Consider the following 20893-nt stretch of genomic DNA (forward strand, 5'->3'; position numbering starts at 1 on the left):
TTAGTAGTTGGGACTGGTCGTGATCGATAAAAGTCTATTCAGGTTCGACGGGGTACGACAGCGTATGGGGCTTTTGGCCTTGCTCTCGTTGGTGCAGGCGTTGTCCATCGTCGGCCAGGCCCACGGCTTGGCGCGGGGACTGGTGGAGATATGGAAGCTTCACGCGGTTTCCACGCTTATAGGCCCCTCTCTGGAGTTCCTCGCTTTCTATGCCGTGCGTCACTTATGCGATGTGGCCAAGCAACGTATTTCCAGCAAATACGGAAAATATGTGGCCGGGCAGATTCGCCCGCAGCTACAACACAAGATTTTCAGACTTGGTCCGCAGGCGTTGGCCTCACGCGGCACCGGTTCGACGGTGACGATGCTCATTGACGGTCTTGATCAGGTCAAAAGTTATATCGAGATCCTCCTGCCGAAGATGACCGACATGATGCTCATTTCGTTGGTCATCCTCATAGCAGTTTGGTGGCAAGACTGGGTGAGTGGCCTGGTGCTGTTGCTGATGTATCCTCTTATCATTTTCTTCATGGTCATCCTTGGACTCGCCGCCCGCGACCGTTCCAACAAACAATATGCCCAATTCAATATTCTCAATACCAAATTCGTCGACAGCATCCTCGGCCTGCCGACCCTGAAGATGCTCGGCGTCGATAAGGAATACGAAGGCGAGATCTACAGCGTCAGCGAACGCTTCCGCAAACGCACCATCGACGTGCTCAAGGTCGCGATGACCTCGACCTTCGCATTGGATTGGTTCACCACGCTTGGTATCGCCATCATGGCCGTTTTTCTGGGCCTGCGTTTGGTCAACGGCACCATGCCACTGTTCCCGGCCATGTTCGCGCTGATCATGGCCCCTGATTACTTCCTGCCGGTGCGCCAGTTCGGCGACAACTATCACGCCACCCTCGACGGCAAGAACGCCCTGCACGACATCATGAGCTTCATTGATAGTCCCGAGACTCCGCAGGACACCGAGACGGAGTGGGACGGCTGGAAGGCCGACAGCGAGCTCAAGTTGGAGGATGTCGACTTCGCCTATCCTGAGGGCAGTAGACCTCAAGGTGATGACGAGAGTCAGACTGTGGCGAGTCATAGCGTTGCCATGAACGCCGTCGAACAGCAACGCGAGGGAGAAGACGATACCAAGCCCGATAATTCCGACAATTCCGAATCGGATTCCAAGACCGTTGCGAAGTCTGGTTCGAAAGCCAAGGGGCATCGCCGACGTGGCAAAAAAGGTGCCGAACCTGATGAGGCTGACGCTGAAGGCAAAGTCGTCAAACAACAGGTTGCCACGCAGCCGGACGCTTTGCATCATGTTTCGATGGATTTCAATGGTTACGGCAAAATCGCTGTCATCGGTAAATCAGGTGCCGGCAAATCGACACTGGTCAATCTGCTCGCAGGCTTCAACATCCCGCACGCCGGTTCCATTGAACTTGACGGCCACAAACTCGATAGTTTCAACGTCGAGGCATGGCAACGCCATATCAGTTACATTCCGCAGACTCCCTATATATTTAGCGGTTCCATTGCCGACAATATTCGTTTCTATGTCAATGACGCCAGCCTCGAAGACGTCAAGGCGGCCGCGCACGAAGCTGGTCTGGACGAGTGGCTCACGGAACTCGCCGATGGGCTTGACACCCAGATAGGGGAGGGCAACCGCGGCATCAGTGGCGGCCAGGCCCAGCGTATCGCGCTTGCCAGAGTCCTTCTCGACAAGTCGCGCGAAGTGTTGCTTTTTGACGAGCCCACTGCACACCTTGATATCGAAACCGAATATGATTTGAAGAAGACGCTATTGCCAATTATGGAAAATCATCTGGTCGTCCTCGCCACACACCGTCTTCACTGGCTGGCGAACGTCGACCAGGTGCTTGTCCTCGACGAAGGCAAGATAGTCGAATCCGGCACACCCAAGGAATTGATCGGTGCAGGCGGTCCGCTGGATCACCTCATCGACGAGATGGGAGGTAACCAGATTGACCAATACCTCGACTGATACACAGGCAGCGGCAACCATGAAGACCTCCAAGCCCAGCAGCACGAATGGTAATACCATGAACAATACCGGTGAAACAGCAGCGGCCGTAGCTTCCGCCTCGACGAAGGGCGGCAAGACAAGACTGCGTGATTACCTCAAAATTTGGGACAATGACCACTGGTTCTGGCCGTATCTCAAGGAAAACAAGCGCAAGCTTGCGATGATCTTCTTCCTCGGATCCATGACCTTCGTGTGCGCTGCCGCTCTGATGTTCACCGCTGGATACCTTATCAATCGTTCGGCACGTATGCCCTATAACATTCTCATGGTCTACGTTCCGATCGTCCTGACGCGTGCTTTCGGCATCGGCCGCCCAGTGTTCAAATACGTCGAACAGCTCAAAAGCCACGACTGGGTGCTCCATGTCATCTCCAAGTTGCGCGTGCAGCTTTACCGCACCCTCTCCAAGGACGCCGCCTTCCTCAACGAGCACGAACGTACGGGCAGCGTGCTGAGCCTCCTGGCCGACGATCTCGACCACCTCGAGAACTTCTACCTGCGCACCATTTTCCCCACCGTAGTGGCTTATATCCTTTGGATCATCGTCACCATCGCCATGGGGGTATTCTCGTGGGTCTCCTCGTTGCTGCTCTTCCTGATGCTGGCGTTGGTGTTGATTCTTATCCCTTTGGTCTCGCTGAGTTTCTCCACCGGCCATTTCGCGCTGGAAAAGCAACAGCAGGCGCAGGAATACACGAAGGTCACCGAAAGCTATCTCGGCCTGAGTGACTGGGTCATTACCCACAAAGACAAGGACTTCGTCTCCATCGGAGCCGACGAGTACCGGCGTATCCAGGAGAGCAAAGACCAGCAGAAGACTTTCGAACGCTGGCGCAACTTTGCCATCCAGGTCGTCTTCGGCGTCATTGCCATCGGCCTGATGGTCGGGGCGGGCTTGACCATGACGGGCTCCAAGTCCATCGCCGATTGGTCAGCCTCCATTGTGCTTGCCGTCTTCCCACTGGTCGATTGCTTCATCAACGTGGCTCAGGCCACCGCCGAAATACCGCTGTATAGCGATTCGCTAGAGCACTTGAACAATCTGACCAATCGCGTCGAGGCACGCCAGCAGGTGCCGGTTGAGCAGCAAAAGCTTGACGGTTCGATTGAAAGCATTGATTTCGACCATGTCACGTTCGCCTACGGCCCCGGCCAACCGACGCTGCTCGACGACTTCACCCTGCATATCAAGGCGGGAGAAAAGGTCGCGTTGCTCGGCCCCAGCGGTGAGGGCAAGACCACGATCCTCCAGCTGCTGCTGGGCGATTTGGTCCCACAACAAGGCAGCATCACCATCAACGGCATCCCTGTGGCGGCGCTGCAGGACGAGCGTGCCCGCATCTTCGGCTACTTGAACCAGCAGGCGTTCCTCTTCAACTCAACCATCGCCGAGAATGTGCGTCTTGGGGCTCCGGATGCGACCGATGACGACGTATGGGCGGCGCTCAAGGCCGTGCAGCTTGATGATGCCGTGCGGGCGCTTCCCGACGGGATTGACACATCCGTCGACGAGGCGGGTCAGCGCTTCTCCGGAGGCCAACGTCAGCGCATAGCCTTGGCTCGTATTGTGCTGAAGGACACCCCGATGATTTTGTTGGACGAGCCGACCATCGGCCTCGACCCGATCACTGAACGGGAGCTGATGTCGAAGATATTCTCCGCCGCCGGCGACCGCACCATGCTCTGGGTCACCCATCATCTGCAGGGCCTCGAGCAATCCGATCAGGTCATCTTCCTTGACAATGGCAAGATCGCCATGCAGGGCGCTCCCGCCGCTCTCTACCGTACCAACGAGCGTTTCCGCGAGCTCTATCGTCTTGATGTCGGTGAGCTGGAAACGGCTCGCTGAAAGTAAAATGAGAAGCCGGGACATGAAATACAATGAATTGACGGGCGGATGACTTTAGTCGGGCATCCGCCCGTCAATTATTTCGCTATTAATCATTCGATATCGATATTGCTTGAAATGTTTTGGATTTAAAGGGTCGAAGCAGAAAAACGTCAGAACATCAGAACATCAGAACGTCAGAACGTCAGAACATCAGAACATCAAGATGTCAAAATATCAGAGCCTCAAAGCGTCTTGATGAATTTGTCGATGACGTCGACCAGAGCCTTGACCGTGCTTGGCCTGATTGCTGGGTACTTGCTGTCGGCAATCATAGCCTTCGCCGCTTCCAGATGTTTCAGCGCCTCGCCTTTGGATTCTTTGATGTACTGCGGATGTGCGTTGAAATAGTCAAGCACCTTCAGTGGGTCGTCGAGTTTGACGATATCTGCAAACGCAGGGTCATCTTTGACGGCCAGAATTACGGGCAGCGTGTAAATGCCGTCTCGGATGTCTTCAAGTTTCGGCTTGCCGGAGTCGTGGGCGACGTCAAAATCGCCTATATCATCGAGAATCTGGAAGGCGATGCCCAAATGCTCTCCGAATTTTGCCGCCTGTTCAAGCGATTGCTGTGAGGGGGAGTCTGTGGTCAGTTTGATGCCGGTGATGGCCGCAAGGCGGAAGAGCGCTGCGGTCTTGCCGGTGATGGCGCGTTCGTAGTATTCCTTGGAAGTGTTGATGTCGTGACGCGCCGATTCCTGCAACAAGTCACCGGAAACGATCTCATTGACGGTATGGGCCTGTTCGGCGATGAACGCCGTGTCGGGGGCGATGGTCGCGATGATTTCCATATAGCGCGAAAGAATCAAATCGCCCAGATAGATGGCGGCTTTGTTGCCACGCACGGTCTGGATGGTCGGTTCGTTGCGTCGTACGGACGCGTTGTCGAGCACGTCATCATGGACCAGAGTGGCCAGGTGCAGCATCTCGATGGCAGCCGCGCCGGTGATGACTTTGTCGCTGACATGGTGGGGATTGTCGTCTTGGACAACGTATGAGAAGAGCAGGACCAGTGAGGCGCGAATCATTTTGCCGTGGTTGTCAAGCAGGTGGCGGTAATCCTCGCGATATGGGGTCACGTTGTCCTCTTCAGAGTGCATCGTTTGCACCACGCGCTTCAGATCATCGCGCAACAGGAGTTCCTGCTGATTTGGCATGCGTACCCGACCTCTCGAAAATGTCTATTAATCTGACGAACGTACCTAATATAGCATGATGGCCGATATTAAATGGTATTGAACAGCTAAAGCTTTCGGGCCAGTCATACCGGATGTCGTAGATTTGCGTTATGTCAATCGTTATTATTAATTCTTGTGACAGAAATCACTCCGTCGATATCGCTCAGGTCGCCGATAAGCTCTTTGCTATCGCGTCCACGTACTTCAAGGTCGGCGGAAACGATATGGCCTCGAGTGCTTGGGTCCTCGCCATCTTGGTCTTTGGATTTTCTGGTCGAAAAGCCTTCGACGGAAACTCCATGCTGGGCGCAGACCGAAAGGATTGAACGTAGGATGCCATGCCCGTCCGTATAGCGTAAACGCAGCATGTCGTCACTGCCAATTCCGGGGGCGATAAGTCTGGTGAGGAAAGGCAGCAGCGTCACGGCAAGGAAATAGAGGATGGTGCAAACCAGTGCAGGAACGAAAAGCCCCGCACCGCAGGCCGAACCAATTGCCGCGGTCATCCAGATGGAGGCTGCGGTGGTCAGTCCCCTCACGTGGTTGCGTTGGGTGAAGACGACGCCTGCACCGATGAAGCCGATGCCGGAGACGATTTGCGCGGCCACGCGTGCCGCGTCTACCCTGATGTTGGGGGAGGCCGTGAGCATATCGATGAAGCCGTACTTGCTGATGACTACAAACAGCGCCGATCCGACGCCCACGAGGGCGTGCGTGCGTGTGCCGGCGTCCTTGTGTCTAGCCTGACGTTCGAGTCCTATAAGACTCGAGAGAACCAATGCCTCGAAAAGATAAAGGGCCTGCCAGCCCCACGTCGTCAGTTGCACTTCCATAGGTTTCGCTCTTCTCCCTTTATATCGTCGATAGACCGCGGTTTATTGCGTAGAGTCGCGTCATTGGCCTCATCCGGACAATTCACTACCATGGTAATAACTATGATGGTCCCTTAGGCGTATCTCGTCGTCTTTGCTAATTTTTCGCCGAATAGGTTATACATTGTAGCACTTAACCGAGAATCGTGTGGATTTGCAATCATTCCAGAATGCAAAATGCCCGCGACAGAACGACCGTAACAAAAATGTGGGTGCCACGAATGTTTCGGGCACCCACATCGTCTGTTCAGTTAAGCGAAATCAGACTCACTGGAACTGCATGCCGCCGTCGACGATGAGCGTCTGGCCGGTGACATAGTCGGAATCCGGTCCGGCGAGGAAGGAAACGGCCGCGGCCACATCCTCGGGCTCGGAAAGGCGGCCGAGCGCGATGTCCTTGGAGAAGGTGGACATGCCCCACTCGTCGCTCTTGCCGGCGTTCTTGCCGACGTTGTGGGCGATATCCATCATCATCGGGGTCTTCACGATGCCAGGCGCGTAGGCGTTGGCGGTGATGCCCTCGGCGGCGAGGTCGCGCGCGGCGACCTGGGTGATGCCGCGGATGGCGAACTTGGTAGAGGAGTAGAGCATCAGGTTCGGGTTGCCGACCACGCCGGCCTGGCTGGTGGCGTTGATGATCTTGCCCTTGGTCTTGTTCTCGCGGAACTTGCGCACCGCGGCCTGGATGCCCCAGATGGTGCCGGCCACGTTGACGTGGACGACCTTGTCGAACATCTCGGGGGTGATGCTCTCAATCGGGGTGGTGGGGCCGAGACCCGCATTGTTGACGATCACATCAAAGCTGCCAAGCTTTTCAGCAACGTTGTCAACGGCGTCGCTGAATGCCTTCTGGTCAGAAACGTCGAGGCTGACGGCGATGGCCTTGCCACCTGCCTTTTCGATGTCATCGGCCACTTCCTGGGCCTTGTTCTCGTTGAGATCGGCGACCGCCACAGCGAAGCCATCACTGGCCAGCCGCTTGGCGATTGCCTCGCCGATACCTTGTGCTCCGCCTGTTATCATTGCAACTTTTGTCATGATGAACCTTTCCTATAAGCGATCGATAATATGACATAAGTCACTATATTCCGTATTCTGCCTAATTTCACCTAATAAATGTTAGCGTTCACAATCAGTGGTTGTGGATCTGATGCTGTTCTTTGCTCCAAATGCGTTGGGCAGGGTTGATGTTTTTGCGATTCAGATATTTCTGATAGACCGGGTAAAAGGCCCGCAAGGCCGGGTAAAGGACGTAAAGCGTGCGTTCGGTATCGTGCGCTCTCGTGTGGTTCGGGTGGGCGTCGAAGGTGTTCTGGAAGCGCTGCATATACTTGCGGAACGAGGAGAACGAGGTGTCCATGCGGCGGGCCGAGACCCCCGTGATCATCTTTTCGCTATAGACGGTTTTAAGCCCCTGATCGAGCAGATGCAGGGAGATATCGATGTCTTCATGCATGATGTCCGGCTTGTCGCGGCAGACCTTGTCCTTGATTTTCTCCCATGCGCTGGCGCGCACCGCCATGTTTGAGCCGAAGAGCAGCACCTTGTCGTTGTCCGCCCGATAGGTGACTTGGCGAACCTTGTTGTCGCCTTCCAGCCCGAGGTGTTTGGCAGGCATATCGTAATAGACCGCCGGGCCTGTGGCGCCCATGGCACTCAGGTCGCGCTCGAAGATGTTGGTGACGACCTCGACCCAATCCGGTTTGAGCATGCAGTCGGCATCGATACGTCCGTATACGTCTCCCGTGGCCACTGAGAATCCGTAATTGCGTGTGGGGATAAGTCCTTGCTCGTTATTCTGATGGACTAATTTCACATGTGAATCAGCGTGGCTGGCAATGAATTGTTCGACCAATTCACAGGTCCGGTCGTTCGACCTGTTGTCGACAATGATGACCTCATAAGGTGCAACAGACTGGCAGACGGCATTCGCCAGACAGCTGACGATGCGCTCCTGCTCGTTGTACGCGGGTATCACGATGGAAACTTTGACCATGTTATACGAGGATATTCCAAGTCGTCTACACATGGGGCGGGGTAGGATTGGAAATCATGAAGAAACGTGGACATGAAACTGGTGACAGCGAAAGCCAAAAGATAGATTTCGCCTCGGTTTTCCCGCAGAAGGGTGATTCCCGCAGGCCGCCGGATTGGTGGGGTCGTGCCCTGCTTTATACCGCAATAGCCGTGTTCGTCTGCATCTTCATCTTCAGGTCGTGGAGCAAGGTCTCCTTCATCGTCCTTGATGTCGTCATCTCTATTTTCGTCGCACTCGCCATGGAGCCGCTGGTCGTCCGTCTGGTACGTCATGGATGGAAACGTGGGGCGGCCGCGGCAGCCACTCTAGTCGGTCTGATTGTCATCGTGCTTGCCTTGCTGGGACTGTTCGGCAACATGTTTGTCCAACAGATGATTTCCATGATCAAGGGGATTCCCGACCTTTACGAACAGGCGCGCAATCTTGTGGCCCAATACACCGACTTCAAGCTTCCGGAGATGTCGAATCTCGGGACCGAAATCGCCAAGAACGTGCAGACTTCATGGGTCACCAATTTCGCCGGTCAGGCGTTAAGCACCACCATGGGGCTCTTGAGCGCCCTGATCAATATTCTGACCATCGTTATGGTTACGTACTATGTTTCGGCCGCCGGTCCGAAGATGCGCAGAAGTCTTTGCCAGTGGCTCGGTCCCGTCACCCAGCGCCGCTTCCTACTGGCCTGGACCATCGTGCAGGACCAGATATCCGGTTTCCTGTTCTCTCGTACGATCCTCGCGGCGTTCAACGCCTTCTTCACCTCGATATTCCTGATGATCATCAAGGTGCCCAACTGGCTGCCGCTGGCCCTTTTCTGCGGCATCGTCTCGCAGTTCGTGCCGACCATCGGCACCTATATCGGTGGTGCGTTGCCGGTCATCTTCGCCTGGTCCTCGCGTGGGTTCGTCTACGGGGTGGCCGTGGTCGTCTTCATCGTCATCTACCAGCAGATCGAGAATCTGATCATCTCGCCGAAGGTCTCGCAGCGCACCATGGATCTGAACCCGGCCATCGCCTTCCTTTCGGTGCTGGTCTTGGGAGCGGTGTTCGGCGCGCTCGGCGCCTTCCTCGCCCTGCCTATCACCGCCAGCCTGCAGGCCCTGTTCAAGGTGTATACCAAGCGCTACGAGCTGGTGGAGTCGCCGTTGATGAGCGACCCGGTACCGGTCAAGAAATCCAAGGTCGTCGCCGGCGCCGAAGCGTTCAACGAGCATGTCGTTCAGCCGGTCGCCGAGCATATGCCTCGTGCCGCGAAAGGTTCAAGCGCAAGAGTTCCCGCGGATGACGAGTGGCGCAATCTGCGTGATGAGTTCTACCGTATGTCAAGTGAATCGAATGGGAAATCCACGAGCCATGACCTCGACGAATCCGAGACCATCGCCATTCCCAAAGGGGTGCTTTCCGATTCTGAAAAGCCGGCGCGCAAGACGCTCAAGGGCACCGGGGAGGACGATAGTGATGACCTCGATACGCAGGAACTGCGGCAAGGCAAGGCCAAGGACTCTGCTGATACCTTAAAAGTAAAGGAATCAGGCTCTAAAACCAAGGACGCTACCCAAGGTAAAATGGTCAATAGGAAAGTGAAGGACGAAGAAACGGATAACCCGAGGGTCAGGTGGCGCTGAAATGGTATTGCTGAATATCCTGGACATCCTGATGTTCATTCTGGGTGCCGCGAGCCTCGGCTACCAAGCGGTCTGCATCGTAGCTTCATTATTTCATCACCGTATTACATTTCCCGAAGCTCCGATGGACAAACGCTATGCCGTGTTGATTTCGGCGCGCAACGAGGAAACCGTCGTGCCGAATCTCATCGATTCGATCCGTGCGCAGACCTATCCCTCCAAGCTTGTCGACATCTGGTTGGTGGCAGACAACTGCACCGACAAGACCGCCGAGGTGGTACGCGGTATGGGATGCAACGTCGTGGAACGTCACAATTTGCAGCAGGTTGGCAAAGGCTATGCGCTGACCTACCTGCTCGACGCGATGATCGACAAAGGTGTGGCCAACGACTACGACGCCTTCTTCGTTTTCGATGCCGACAACCGGCTCGACAAGCACTATATCGAGGAAATGAACAAGGCCTTCCAGTCCGGCTTCAAGATTTTGACCAGCTACCGCAACTCCACCAACCTCTCTGACAACTGGGTCTCATCGGGTTCGGCGCTCTGGTTCATCCGCGAATCCCGTTTCCTCAACAACTCGCGCATGCTTTTCGGTTCCAGCTGCCATGTGGGCGGCACCGGCTTCATGTTCTCGCGCGAGGTGATGCAGCGCAACAACGGCTGGAAATTCCACCTGTTGACCGAAGATCTCGAATTCACGATGGATTCCGTCTTGCATGGCGACCGCATCGGCTACTGCGGTACGGCCATCCTCTACGACGAGCAACCCGATTCCTTCGGTCAAAGCTGGCGGCAGAGACTTCGTTGGAGCAAAGGGTTCCTGCAGGTCTTCCGTTACTACGGCCCGCAGCTGATTAAGAGGGCTGTACGCGAGCGCGATTTCTCTGCTGTCGATTTCACCATGCTGATTTGCCCGTTTACCGTACTTGGTGTATTACGTGTGGTGTTTGGTCTGCTTTTCGCCGCTTTTGGCTTCGTCTCATGGTCCAGCCAAATCAATTCGTTGGCCAGCTGGGTGGTTGGCGGTGCAATCGGTCTGTTGGGAATGATGTTCCTCGCGGCTCTCACGGTTTTTGCGGAACGCGGCCAGATTGGCGCCTCCAACAAGGAGCTTTTGGCTTACGTCCTAAGCTTCCCCATCTATATGGCCAGTTACATACCGATCTCCTTCCAGGCAATCTTCTCGAAGGCCCAGTGGAAGCCAATCGAGCACAAAGGCTAGTTGCCTGCAAAGGTTAGGCTTGGCCTGCGTAACATAGGGGAGAGGTTGTGGATACAGCGAAACCATTTCATTCTGGCCACGGTACGCACGCACGCGTGGCGACGCATGTGGCGCGTAACCGTGCCTGGCGCATCGTTGCCTCTGTCGTGGCGACTCTGCTTGCCGCAGCCGGTTATTTCGTCGCCGACATCAATGGTGTGATGCCGGGGCCTCTTACGGTACTTCCCGCAGGAAAAACGGCATCCGCGTTATCCGGTTCCGTCCGTGCTGCCAAGTCCGTCGCGGGTTCTGCTGATTTGAACAAGCCAATTGACAAAAACGCGGCGGATGCCGCGATTAACGCCTTTAGCACGACGCCCGGTTTGGGTACTGATTTTTCCGTTGCCATAGCCGATGCCGACGGCAAGATTGTCGATTCCCATAATCTTGATACACCTCGTGAACCTGCGTCGACCATGAAGACCCTGACGGCATTGGCCGTTTCCTCAACGCTTGATATGGGCTCGAGCTTCCATACCGTGGCCCTGCTTGACCCTGTGCCCTCCGGCACCGCAGCCAGCAAGACGCAGGAGGCAAGCCTGACGCTCAAATCGGACGGGGATATGCTGCTTGGGGAAGGTGCGAGCGACCCCAACCATATCAACGGCAGGGCGGGCCTTTCCACCCTCGCCGACCAGGCCGTAACGCAGTTGAAGAACAAGAATGTCAGCCGGATTCGCCTCAAATACGACGATACGTTGTTTGGCTCCGTGCGCTACCCGGCTTCTATCGCCTCCAACAATCCGGGCAACACCAATTACAATGGCATCTCCTCGATGGCCGTGGATGGGGGGCGGCAGTGGAATGGTCTGGAACACGACCCCGACCTTTACAGCGAGTATCCGGAAATGTCCACGACGCCGGCGCACGACGCGGCAGCAGTCTTCGCCTCCCTGCTCACGCAGCGCGGTATCGGGGTGGACGGAGACGTTACCAGCGAAAAGCCCAAAAGTGACGCCAAACCCATCGCGACCGTCACTTCCGCTACATTGGCCGAAGTCATGGCCTTCACAATGCGTCATTCCGACAACACCCTGATCGAGGAGTTCGGCAGGCTTTTGGCCCTGAAAACCGGTGCTTCTGACAGCCCGGAAGGAGCGACCCAGGCAGTCAAGTCGAGACTTGACAAACTCGGCGTCGACACGACGAATCTTCACATGGCCGATTGCTCAGGCCTGTCGGAAGGATCCTCGCTTGAGGTCAAGACCTTGGCCGAAGTACAGAGTCGCAATCTCAAAGTTGGTCCGGGTGCAGCCGCGGCTGAGGGATTATCCATTCCAGGGCTTGTGGGCACTGCCAGAAACCGTCTGGCCGATCCGAGCGCGGCAGGGCTGTTGCGAGTGAAATCCGGTTCCTTGGATCAGGTGACTTCAATGGCCGGCAATGTCTCGCGCAAGAACGGTGGGGTGCTCGCCTTTGCGGTCGTCGTCAACAATCCGCAGGACTATATGGCCGCCAAAAACGCAGTCGACGGCTTCATTTCGGCGCTAGCGGGTCTGTGAGAGCGATTATGGCATATTCGGCGACGATGAAAAAGGCTATCGGGGACGTTCGCAGCGCCCTTGCCACTGTGGGGATTTCGCGGCAAAGCGACAATTTTGCCGAACATGGCGAGCATGTTCCCGAAGCGAATGCACCCACGGTTTTGGTGGCATGTTCCGGAGGAAGGGATTCGTTGGCGCTCGCGGCCGTGAGCCATACCGTCTGCGGCATGCTGGGCATTCACTGCGGGGCGGTCATCGTCGATCATCAGCTTCAGGCAGGTTCCGGCAAAGTCTCGCAAGATGCGGCGGCACGTTGCGAAAGCTTGGGTCTGAACCCCGTCATCGTACGTACCATCAATGTCGAAGGTTCTGAAAGTGGCCGGAGCACCGAAGACGCGGCACGGCAGGCACGATATGTTGCCATCGTCGAAACCGCGCGTCACATCGGTGCCGCGGCTGTCCTGCTGGCGCATACCCGCGATGACCAGGCGGAAACGGTTTTGATGGATGTGCTGACCCGTTCGGCCGGTATCGACGCGCTGGCGGGCATGCCGCCTGACTTCGTTCGTGACGGCATCCGCTTCGTCCGTCCGTTCCTCGGCCTCACCCGTTGCCAGACCACAACGATTTGCCGGGAACTGAATATGGCCTGGTGGGACGATCCGACCAACGGCGATTCCGTGCCGCCCGACCAGCCGTTGCCGCAAAACTATCCGCTTCGTTCCCGAGTGCGGCATACCCTCATGCCTTATCTTTCGGACTTTTTCGGCGGAGATGTTCCGGAACATCTGTCACAAGCTGCACTTGTTGCACGTGAAGACAAGGATTTCCTTGATGCGGCAGCTGACGATCTGTACCGTCAGGCTGTTGGCTTCAGCAGTGACGGTGCCGCGGCCAGCATACGTGTCAAACCGCTTGCGCAAGCCCATCCGGCGATTCGCCGTCGAGCCATTGCCCGAGCGCTTGCCGAGCTTGATATATCGTTTGCCTCCACTCATGTTTTGTCCATCGAAGCGCTGGTAACCGATTGGCATGGCCAGGGTGCGCTTTCGCTTCCCAGCGGATATTCAGTCAATAGGCAGAAACACGTCATTCGCGTGTGTAAAAATGGGTGATATGCAAATTGCGGATGTACAAGATCAGATCGACCATGAATTGGTGTCAAAAGCACAGATTGAACGCAAAATCAAAGATGTGGCAGCGCAGGTAAGCAAGGATTACGCAGGCAAGGATTTGCTGCTTGTTGCTGTGCTCAAAGGTGCTGTCAACACGCTGGCCGCGTTTTCGCAGGCGTTGAGCATTAACGTGCAGATGGATTTTATGAGCTTGTCCAGCTATGGGGAAGGGCTTGAAAGCAGCGGGAAGATTAGTGTTCGACAGGATCTTTCCTGCGACGTTAAGGGCCGCAACGTTTTGATCGTCGAAGACATCATCGATTCCGGCTTTACGCTCGACTGGCTTGTTCGTGAGCTCAAGGGACGTGGAGCGGCCAGCGTCGAGGTGTTTGCGCTGCTGGAGAAACCCTCCCGTCGTGAAGTCGAAGTACCGCTGAAATACAAGGGTTATGAAGTCCCCGACGAATTCGTTGTCGGGTTTGGCCTTGACTACAAAGAGCATTTTCGCAATCTTGATTCCATCGCAGTTTTGAAGCCGTCAGTCTATCAAGGAGAAGCAGCATGAGCTATCCTCAGAATCCTCGTAATCCCATGGGGCCGATGGGCAACCCGAACGGGCCAAACAACAATAACCAGAACAACAATCCGTTCAACCCCTTCAATCGGGGCAACAATTCCAATAATGGAAACGGCAACAAGAACAACAACCGTCGCAACAACAACAAAGGCGACCATAATCCAAACGAAAAGCGGCCGTTCTGGCAGTCGCCGGTGCTTTGGATCGTCGTATTGGTGCTGCTGGTGTTCGCAGGCTTCGAGCTTTTCAATTCGAACGGAACCCAAACCATCGATACCAAAGATGGTATGGAGCTCATCGCGCAGGGAAACACCAACCGAATCCAAGTCATCGACAACAAGCAGATGGTTAAGCTGAAGCTTGACCAGAACTTCAACAAGATCGACCCGAACACGAAAGCCAACCACGATTACGGCCGTGATGTCCAGTTCTATTACACCCAGGCCGAAGGCCCTGAAGTACTGAAAGCCGTCAAGAAGGCCGATCCAAAGAACGGCTGGACTGCGGACATGCAGTCCGACTCCATGATGGCGTATCTGATTTCGACGCTGTTGCCATTTGTAATACTTCTGGTGCTTTGCTGGTGGCTTTTCAGCCGGATGAGCGGTGGAATGAACGGCATGCTCGGCATGGGTGGCAAGAAGGACAACGGAAAGTTGCTCGACGGGCAGACCCCGACCACCAAATTCTCCGACGTGGCCGGCGAGGAAGCAGCCGTGGCCGAAGTCGAGGAGATCAAGGACTTCCTCAAAGATCCTTCGAAGTACAAGGCGTTGGGCGCTCGCATCCCGCGCGGCGTGCTGCTCTACGGCCCTCCTGGAACAGGTAAGACGCTGCTTGCTCGAGCCGTCGCAGGCGAGGCCGGTGTACCGTTCTACTCCATGGCTGGTTCCGACTTCGTAGAGATGTTCGTCGGTCTCGGCGCTTCGCGTGTCCGTGACCTCTTCGACGAGGCCAAGAAGAACGCACCGGCCATCATCTTCATCGATGAAATCGATGCCGTCGGCCGCAAGCGTGGCTCCGGCATGAGCGGAGGGCACGACGAGCGCGAGCAGACCTTGAACCAGCTGCTCGTCGAAATGGACGGTTTCGACAACGACACCAACCTCATCATCATCGCCGCCACCAACCGTCCAGATGTGCTTGATGAAGCGTTGCTCCGTCCTGGCCGTTTCGACCGTCAGGTGGCCGTTGAGGCCCCTGATCTGGAAGGCCGTGAGCAAATCCTCAAGGTCCACGCCAAAGGTAAGCCGTTCGTCCCAGACGTCGATCTGCACACCGTGGCCGTGCGCACGCCCGGTTTCACCGGTGCAGATCTCGCCAATGTGCTGAACGAGGCCGCGTTGCTGTGCGCCCGTGTGGGATCCCAGTTGATCGATAACCGCGCCATTGACGAAGCCATCGACCGCGTGCAGGCTGGCCCCAAGCGCCAGTCGCGCGGCATGGCTCTCGACGAGATGCGCAACACCGCCTACCACGAGGGAGGCCACGCACTGGTGGCCGCTGCCCTGCACAACACCGATCCGGTGACCAAAGTGACGATTCTTCCGCGAGGCCGTGCCTTGGGCTACACCGCCGTTATGCCGACGCAGGACCGCTATTCCCAGTCCCGTAACGAGTTGCTTGACCAGATGGCCTACGCGATGGGCGGACGTACCGCCGAGGAAGTCGTCTTCCATGATCCGACCACGGGCGCTTCCAACGACATTGAAAAGGCGACGCAGATCGCCCGCAAGATGGTGATCGAATTCGGCCTATCCTCCAAGCTCGGCGCCGTCAAGTGGGGAGATTCCGAGCACGGCGAGGATTCCGCCAACAACTTCATCCATGACTACTCCGAGCGTACGCAGGACGTCATCGACGAAGAGGTTCACAGCATGCTCGAGAACGCGCACACCGAGGCGTGGCAGATCATCACCGACAACCGTGACGTGCTCGATGAGCTCGTGCGTCAGCTGCTCGTCAAAGAAACCTTGAACGAGAAGGAGCTGAAGCTCATCTTCGCCAACTTGAAGATGGCTCCGGAACGCAAGTTGTGGCTTTCCGACGCGTCTCGGCCGGATTCCGATATTCCGCCGGTGCCGATTCCCGAATCGCTCAAGCGTTCGGTCGGCATGAAGCCGGAAGAATCCGAGTGAGTCAGATATGTCGAATCCATTGATTGATGATTCGCAAGAGTCGAGGGGCGTGACAGCTGATGGCACGCCCCTTGGCGTTCAGGCGCGGCTTTCGCTCTCGTTCGACGAGACGACGAGCGAAGATGTCACCGCCGGCACTGAAGCATGGCAGAGAGTGCTGCAAGCCATCGCAGGCGGCAAGGTACATGCCGAAGTCACGCTGAAACTTGAGGATGCTGCCGGTAGTCGCCAAAAAGCCAATGACGAAAGTACGGGTGGCAATGCCATAACGGTACTGACGTTTGCCGATGTCCCGGTGACGCTTGGTACCGGCGATTTTGCCGACGGAAACGATAATGCCATGTCAGGCGCGACTGGAGGTGCCATTCCTACGAAGGCTTCCCTGGCCGGTGCGACGATAGCCGAGCAGCAGCGTCGAGACGAGGCGGATAGGCAGCAAGCGCAGCAGCAGGACAATGCCGATGACGTCTATGCCGTTCCACGCCGTGCCATCATCGCCATGCGGAGCAAAACCAGTGATGCTGCCAAGCGTTTTCGCTCCGTCATCGTCTCGTTGGATGCGGTGCCGGGCAATCAGGTCGAAGGCATCTCACCGCTTTATCACGTTATGGGCATCGACAGTTCCGATGCCAGCGCTGCCGTCATCCAACTGACCACGAAGTTGAAACCGCAGGCGATTGTAGCGTTGCTTGATTCCCTGTCGGCCTCGCATGAAGGGGCCGTCACGTTGCGCTTGGTTGACGTGGAAGGCGAAAACATCAGCCTGGAAGACACGGCTCAAAACGTGACTGACAACAGCGCTGAGGATGCTGTTGACGATGCCGCCGAAAACGCAGCTGACGATATTGCCTATGCTATCGAATTGCCGTTGTCGACGGCCAAAAAACAAGCTGAAATCCTCGCACCGTGGCTCGATATGGACCCCGATGCAAGACTCGACGGTGATCCGGTCTCTTTCCTGCTCGCGATGGCACCCGATGCCGCGCGGGTCGGCAAGGTGGATGACCGCTGGATACTGGGGGAGACGCAATGAGTGCACGACGGACCCCTTGGTGGTATTACGTAATTGCGACGCTGATCGGCTTGTTGCTCGGCACCATACTGGTCAAATCCGATGAGATGACAGGCCTTTCGCTGATCGGTGCCCCATGGTTTGTGACGTTCGTTCTGGTGCTTCTCGGAGCGGTGGTTTTGATTTTGGCTTTGCAGGTGCATCAGTATGCCATTACCGACCCGACGAGGCGTAAAAGTTGGATTGACCCCACGAAAGCTGTTTATACGCTGGTTTTGTGCAAAGCATTGGGTATCGCTGGCGCGGGCCTCGCTGGTTGGTATCTTGCGCAGGTGTTGCTGACCCTCTCGCACTGGGGTATTCCGTATTTTCAAAACGTGATTATCCAATGTGCTATAACGACCGTCATCTGCATCGCTGACATGATTGTTGGCATCATCGGCGAATGGCTCTGCCAGCTGCCGCCGAGTGAAGGCCCAGAAAACCCGAAAATCAAGGCTGCTCAGCGCCGTGAACGTCAGCGCAAGTTCGCCGCCGGAAGTTCCATGAACAAAAGGGATATTTCCAAGTAATAATTATTGTCCGATAATTCGAACGTTTTCGGTTGCTTCCTTTTTTCCGGCAGTACTATGTCTTATGTCAGAGCTGTTAGATTTACTCTCAAAAGTAGGGCATATGGCAGGAAATAATGGAATGGAGCCAACTCGCGCTCAAAAGCTGGAAGCGGGTTCAAAGACCGGCGGCGTCATGCTCGTCGCGGCATTGATGACGGGTTATTCCGTGATCTACATGGACAAGAACATGATCTCGACCGCGATCATCCCGATTTCGTCGCAGTTCCATTTGGATACCGGCCAGACCGGGCTCATCATGTCGATGTTCTTCCTGGCATACTCGATTATGCAGGTTCCCTGCGGTTGGCTGGCCGACAAGTTCGGTGCCAAGCGAGTGCTGATGGCCTCCATGGTGGTCATAGCCGTATTCTCCTACCTTTTCGGGGTCGTCAGCGGTCTTGCGCTGTTTATCGTCATCCGTTTCGGTGCCGGCCTCGGACACGGCGGCTACCCGCCAAGCTGCTCGAAGGCGATAGCCGAGAACTTCCCGCGCAAAAAGCGTACCTTCGTCCAGTCGCTGATTCTGTCGACAAACGGTATCGGAGCCATCCTCGCCTTCACGTTGGGAGCTCAATTGGTGGGCCGCAACTGGCGGGTCGCCTATGCCGTATTGGGCAGCCTTTACCTCGTAGCTTTCCTGCTGATATGGATATTCGTTACGGACGGCAAGAAAGAGGGTTCAACCGAAGCTCAGGAAGCTGACGCGGCTGAAGAAGTTGTGCAGGCTGAGCAGCCTGCACAAGTTGCTATCGCAGAGCCGGAAGAGAAGCCGAAATTCACCCAGGTCATCAAAAACCGCAACGTGATCGTGCTGTTCATCGCCATGTTCCTGATCAACGTCATTTCCTACGGCAATATCTCCTGGCTGCCTTCCTACATCACCAAGACGTACGGCATGTCTGTGAGCAAGATGGGCTACATTCTGGCCTTCAATGCTGTCTTCACCACCGTGGCCACGATTTTCTCGGGTACGCTGCTTTCCAAGTTCTTCCTGCATAAGGAACGTCAGGCGACCGTCGTTGCGGCTCTTCTTGTGGCCGTGCTGATTGTGGCATTCGTGCTCTCGAAGAATCTTGTGGTTTCCATCATCATGCTCATTCTTCTGAGCATGATCTGCGCTTTGGTGTTCACGAGCATCTTCACCTGGCCCCATAAGATCATGGACGCGCGCGTGATCGGCTCCGTCATCGGCATCGTCAACACCGGCGGCACACTTGGAGGGTTCGTGGCTCCAATGGCCATCGGCTATCTTGTCAAGGCGATGGGAGGCTCATTCGTGCCGGCCTTCCTGTTCCTCGCAGGCGTAGCGGTCTGCGTGGCGATTACAGTGATGTTCGTGAAGGTCCCGGAGCAGAAGAAAGACTGAGACATTGCAATCGGATAGCGGAAATCTCGGTTTTCGCCATTGAGGATCGTATGTCGATTTCCGGTTTGACAATCGTGCACCGAGTTCCGATTTGAGATAAGCGGGGCATCGATTCCCGGTATCTGCGCTTTAAGGAGTGGATACTGATATTCAATGATGATTTGTGGTAATGAGTAGAAAGGAAATGTCATGGTTGACACTGACAAGCAACGCATCATGGACATCGTCGACGAAAAGAAAGACGAGTTCATCGCGGCGTCCGACCATATATGGGAGACCCCGGAAACCCGATTTACGGTTCCGAAGTCCGTGGAACAGCACTATCAGCTGCTGGAAAAGGAAGGCTTCAAGATTCAGAAGGGCGTTGGCGGCATGGATTATGCCTATATCGCCACTTACGGATCGGGCAAGCCGGAAATCGGCATCACCGGTGAGTATGACGCCTTGGGCAATTCCAGCCAGGAAGCCGGCAACCCCAAGCGCAAGCCTGTGGTCGATGGCGGCCCCGGTCAGGCGTGCGGGCACAACCTGCTCGGCATGGGCGCCGTGGGTGCGGCCGTGGCCATCAAGACGTTCATGGAAGAAAAAGGCATGCCTGGAACCATCAAGCTTTTCGGCTGCCCGGCCGAGGAAAGCGGTTACGGCAAGGCGTTCCTGGCCCGTGCAGGTGTCTTCGACGGGCTGGATGCCGTGTTCACCTGGCATCCGCAGGATGTCGGCGGCATGGTGGCCTGCGCGACGTTGGCGGTGATGCAGGCGAACTTCTCGTTCAAGGGCATAGCCGCCCACGCTTCCTCGGCTCCTGAGCAGGGCCGCGATGCGCTCGACGCCGCCACGTTGATGACGGTCGGTGTCCAGTTCCTGCGCGAGCATGTCATCGAGGAAGCCCGCATCCATTACGCATACCTCGATTCCGGCGGCGAATCCGCCAATGTGGTCCATCCCACCGCCAAGCTCTATTTCTTCGTCCGCGCGCCGAAGCTGAGCCAGGCCAAGGACATCTACGAACGTGTGGTCAATATCGCCAAAGGCGCCGCGTTAATGACCGGTACCGAAATGTCGATCGATTTCGATTCCGCATGCGCCGACTACCTGCCCAACCATCCGCTCACCGAGATGATGGACAAGAATCTTCGGCTCGTCGGCCCCCTGCATCTGACCGATGAGGAGGAAAAGTTCGAAAGAGCTTTGACCAGCAACAACGCGCCGAGCATCAAACAGAATGTGATCGCCCGCAACAAGGCCGCGTTCCCCGAAAAGTCCGATGAGGAGATCAAGCGGATTTCCGAGGCTGGCGTCTGCCCCGAAATCAGCCCTATCGTCTACACCACCAGCACCAAGGGCATCGGCTCCACCGATGTCGGCGACGTCAGCTGGTGCGCGCCCACCGCGCAGTTCGCCTATGCCTGCGAACCGCAGGGTTGCTCGCCGCACACCTGGGAATGGGTCGCCAACGGAAAGTCTTCGGTCGCACACAAGGGTCTGATCAATTCCTGCAAGATTCTCGCGCTTACGATCTACGACGCATTGACCGATCCCGAACTGCTGAAGCAGGCGCATGACGCGTGGGTCAAGGATCTCAACGGCGAACATTACGAGTCCGTGATTCCGCCCGAGACCCAGCCTCACGGCTAGAGTTTTTCGGTTATCTCATACTGCTGCTGCCGGCGCG

The 20893-nt window shown here is 56.2% G+C and carries 16 protein-coding genes; 12 read left to right on the top strand and 4 right to left on the bottom strand.

Features of this window, described 5'->3' with window-relative positions:
* The first annotated feature begins 19 nt into the window (after positions 1-19).
* A complete protein-coding gene (locus OZX70_RS02695; RefSeq protein WP_277181701.1) occupies positions 20-2011 on the top strand; it encodes an ABC transporter ATP-binding protein/permease in 1992 nt (663 codons plus the stop codon).
* A gap of 19 nt (positions 2012-2030) precedes the next feature.
* The gene (cydC, locus tag OZX70_RS02700) at positions 2031-3902 is read left to right on the top strand and encodes a thiol reductant ABC exporter subunit CydC (protein WP_277181702.1); all 1872 of its coding nucleotides are present in this window, start codon (positions 2031-2033) and stop codon (positions 3900-3902) included.
* A gap of 224 nt (positions 3903-4126) precedes the next feature.
* Here the strand turns inward: cydC and OZX70_RS02705 are convergent, their stop codons facing one another.
* From OZX70_RS02705 to OZX70_RS02720, 4 genes are all read right to left on the bottom strand, one after another.
* Positions 4127-5098, bottom strand: coding sequence for a polyprenyl synthetase family protein (locus OZX70_RS02705; protein ID WP_277181703.1), 972 nt, complete (start codon positions 5096-5098; stop codon positions 4127-4129).
* A gap of 134 nt (positions 5099-5232) precedes the next feature.
* Positions 5233-5952: an MgtC/SapB family protein gene (locus OZX70_RS02710; protein ID WP_277181704.1), complete on the bottom strand. Its 720-nt coding sequence runs from the start codon at positions 5950-5952 to the stop codon at positions 5233-5235.
* Positions 5953-6258: 306 nt separating this feature from the next.
* The gene (locus tag OZX70_RS02715; RefSeq protein WP_277181705.1) at positions 6259-7029 is read right to left on the bottom strand and encodes a (S)-acetoin forming diacetyl reductase; all 771 of its coding nucleotides are present in this window, start codon (positions 7027-7029) and stop codon (positions 6259-6261) included.
* Positions 7030-7123: 94 nt separating this feature from the next.
* Positions 7124-7987, bottom strand: coding sequence for a glycosyltransferase family A protein (locus OZX70_RS02720; protein WP_277181706.1), 864 nt, complete (start codon positions 7985-7987; stop codon positions 7124-7126).
* A gap of 56 nt (positions 7988-8043) precedes the next feature.
* Here OZX70_RS02720 and OZX70_RS02725 point away from each other — a divergent pair, with 56 nt between their 5' ends.
* The 10 genes from OZX70_RS02725 (at position 8044) to OZX70_RS02770 (ending at position 20856) form a co-directional block, all read left to right on the top strand.
* The gene (locus OZX70_RS02725; protein ID WP_277181707.1) at positions 8044-9651 is read left to right on the top strand and encodes an AI-2E family transporter; all 1608 of its coding nucleotides are present in this window, start codon (positions 8044-8046) and stop codon (positions 9649-9651) included.
* 1 nt (position 9652) lies between these two features.
* Positions 9653-10876: a glycosyltransferase family 2 protein gene (locus tag OZX70_RS02730; protein WP_277181708.1), complete on the top strand. Its 1224-nt coding sequence runs from the start codon at positions 9653-9655 to the stop codon at positions 10874-10876.
* A gap of 47 nt (positions 10877-10923) precedes the next feature.
* Positions 10924-12417, top strand: coding sequence for a D-alanyl-D-alanine carboxypeptidase (locus tag OZX70_RS02735; RefSeq protein WP_277181709.1), 1494 nt, complete (start codon positions 10924-10926; stop codon positions 12415-12417).
* Positions 12418-12425: 8 nt separating this feature from the next.
* On the top strand, positions 12426-13514 hold the full coding sequence (gene tilS / locus OZX70_RS02740; RefSeq protein ID WP_277181710.1) for a tRNA lysidine(34) synthetase TilS: 1089 nt from the start codon (positions 12426-12428) through the stop codon (positions 13512-13514).
* Position 13515: 1 nt separating this feature from the next.
* Positions 13516-14079, top strand: a complete 564-nt coding sequence (hpt, locus tag OZX70_RS02745) for a hypoxanthine phosphoribosyltransferase (RefSeq protein ID WP_277181711.1) — start codon at positions 13516-13518, stop codon at positions 14077-14079.
* Positions 14076-16229: an ATP-dependent zinc metalloprotease FtsH gene (gene ftsH / locus OZX70_RS02750; protein ID WP_277181712.1), complete on the top strand. Its 2154-nt coding sequence runs from the start codon at positions 14076-14078 to the stop codon at positions 16227-16229. The genes hpt and ftsH overlap by 4 nt, the downstream gene beginning before the upstream one ends.
* A 7-nt stretch (positions 16230-16236) precedes the next feature.
* Complete coding sequence (locus OZX70_RS02755; RefSeq protein WP_277181713.1) at positions 16237-17262, top strand: hypothetical protein; 1026 nt, start codon at positions 16237-16239, stop codon at positions 17260-17262.
* Positions 17259-17813, top strand: coding sequence for a DUF3180 domain-containing protein (locus OZX70_RS02760; RefSeq protein WP_277181714.1), 555 nt, complete (start codon positions 17259-17261; stop codon positions 17811-17813). The genes OZX70_RS02755 and OZX70_RS02760 overlap by 4 nt, the downstream gene beginning before the upstream one ends.
* 103 nt (positions 17814-17916) lie before the next feature.
* A complete protein-coding gene (locus tag OZX70_RS02765; protein WP_277181715.1) occupies positions 17917-19221 on the top strand; it encodes an MFS transporter in 1305 nt (434 codons plus the stop codon).
* Between the two features lie 189 nt (positions 19222-19410).
* A complete protein-coding gene (locus OZX70_RS02770) occupies positions 19411-20856 on the top strand; it encodes an amidohydrolase (RefSeq protein ID WP_277181716.1) in 1446 nt (481 codons plus the stop codon).
* Positions 20857-20893 lie beyond the last annotated feature (37 nt).

This window comes from Bifidobacterium sp. ESL0732 (assembly GCF_029395535.1).
GTDB lineage: Bacteria > Actinomycetota > Actinomycetes > Actinomycetales > Bifidobacteriaceae > Bifidobacterium.

Coding starts and splice junctions, on each gene's coding strand:
- OZX70_RS02765 (WP_277181715.1), top strand. CDS start 17,917: ATGGCAGGAAATAATGGAATGGAGCCAACTCGCGCTCAAAAGCTGGAA.
- OZX70_RS02705 (WP_277181703.1), bottom strand. CDS start 5,098: ATGCCAAATCAGCAGGAACTCCTGTTGCGCGATGATCTGAAGCGCGTG.
- OZX70_RS02715 (WP_277181705.1), bottom strand. CDS start 7,029: ATGACAAAAGTTGCAATGATAACAGGCGGAGCACAAGGTATCGGCGAG.
- ftsH (WP_277181712.1), top strand. CDS start 14,076: ATGAGCTATCCTCAGAATCCTCGTAATCCCATGGGGCCGATGGGCAAC.
- OZX70_RS02770 (WP_277181716.1), top strand. CDS start 19,411: ATGGTTGACACTGACAAGCAACGCATCATGGACATCGTCGACGAAAAG.
- OZX70_RS02760 (WP_277181714.1), top strand. CDS start 17,259: ATGAGTGCACGACGGACCCCTTGGTGGTATTACGTAATTGCGACGCTG.
- OZX70_RS02755 (WP_277181713.1), top strand. CDS start 16,237: ATGTCGAATCCATTGATTGATGATTCGCAAGAGTCGAGGGGCGTGACA.
- OZX70_RS02710 (WP_277181704.1), bottom strand. CDS start 5,952: ATGGAAGTGCAACTGACGACGTGGGGCTGGCAGGCCCTTTATCTTTTC.
- OZX70_RS02720 (WP_277181706.1), bottom strand. CDS start 7,987: ATGGTCAAAGTTTCCATCGTGATACCCGCGTACAACGAGCAGGAGCGC.
- hpt (WP_277181711.1), top strand. CDS start 13,516: ATGCAAATTGCGGATGTACAAGATCAGATCGACCATGAATTGGTGTCA.
- tilS (WP_277181710.1), top strand. CDS start 12,426: ATGGCATATTCGGCGACGATGAAAAAGGCTATCGGGGACGTTCGCAGC.
- cydC (WP_277181702.1), top strand. CDS start 2,031: ATGAAGACCTCCAAGCCCAGCAGCACGAATGGTAATACCATGAACAAT.
- OZX70_RS02730 (WP_277181708.1), top strand. CDS start 9,653: ATGGTATTGCTGAATATCCTGGACATCCTGATGTTCATTCTGGGTGCC.
- OZX70_RS02725 (WP_277181707.1), top strand. CDS start 8,044: ATGAAGAAACGTGGACATGAAACTGGTGACAGCGAAAGCCAAAAGATA.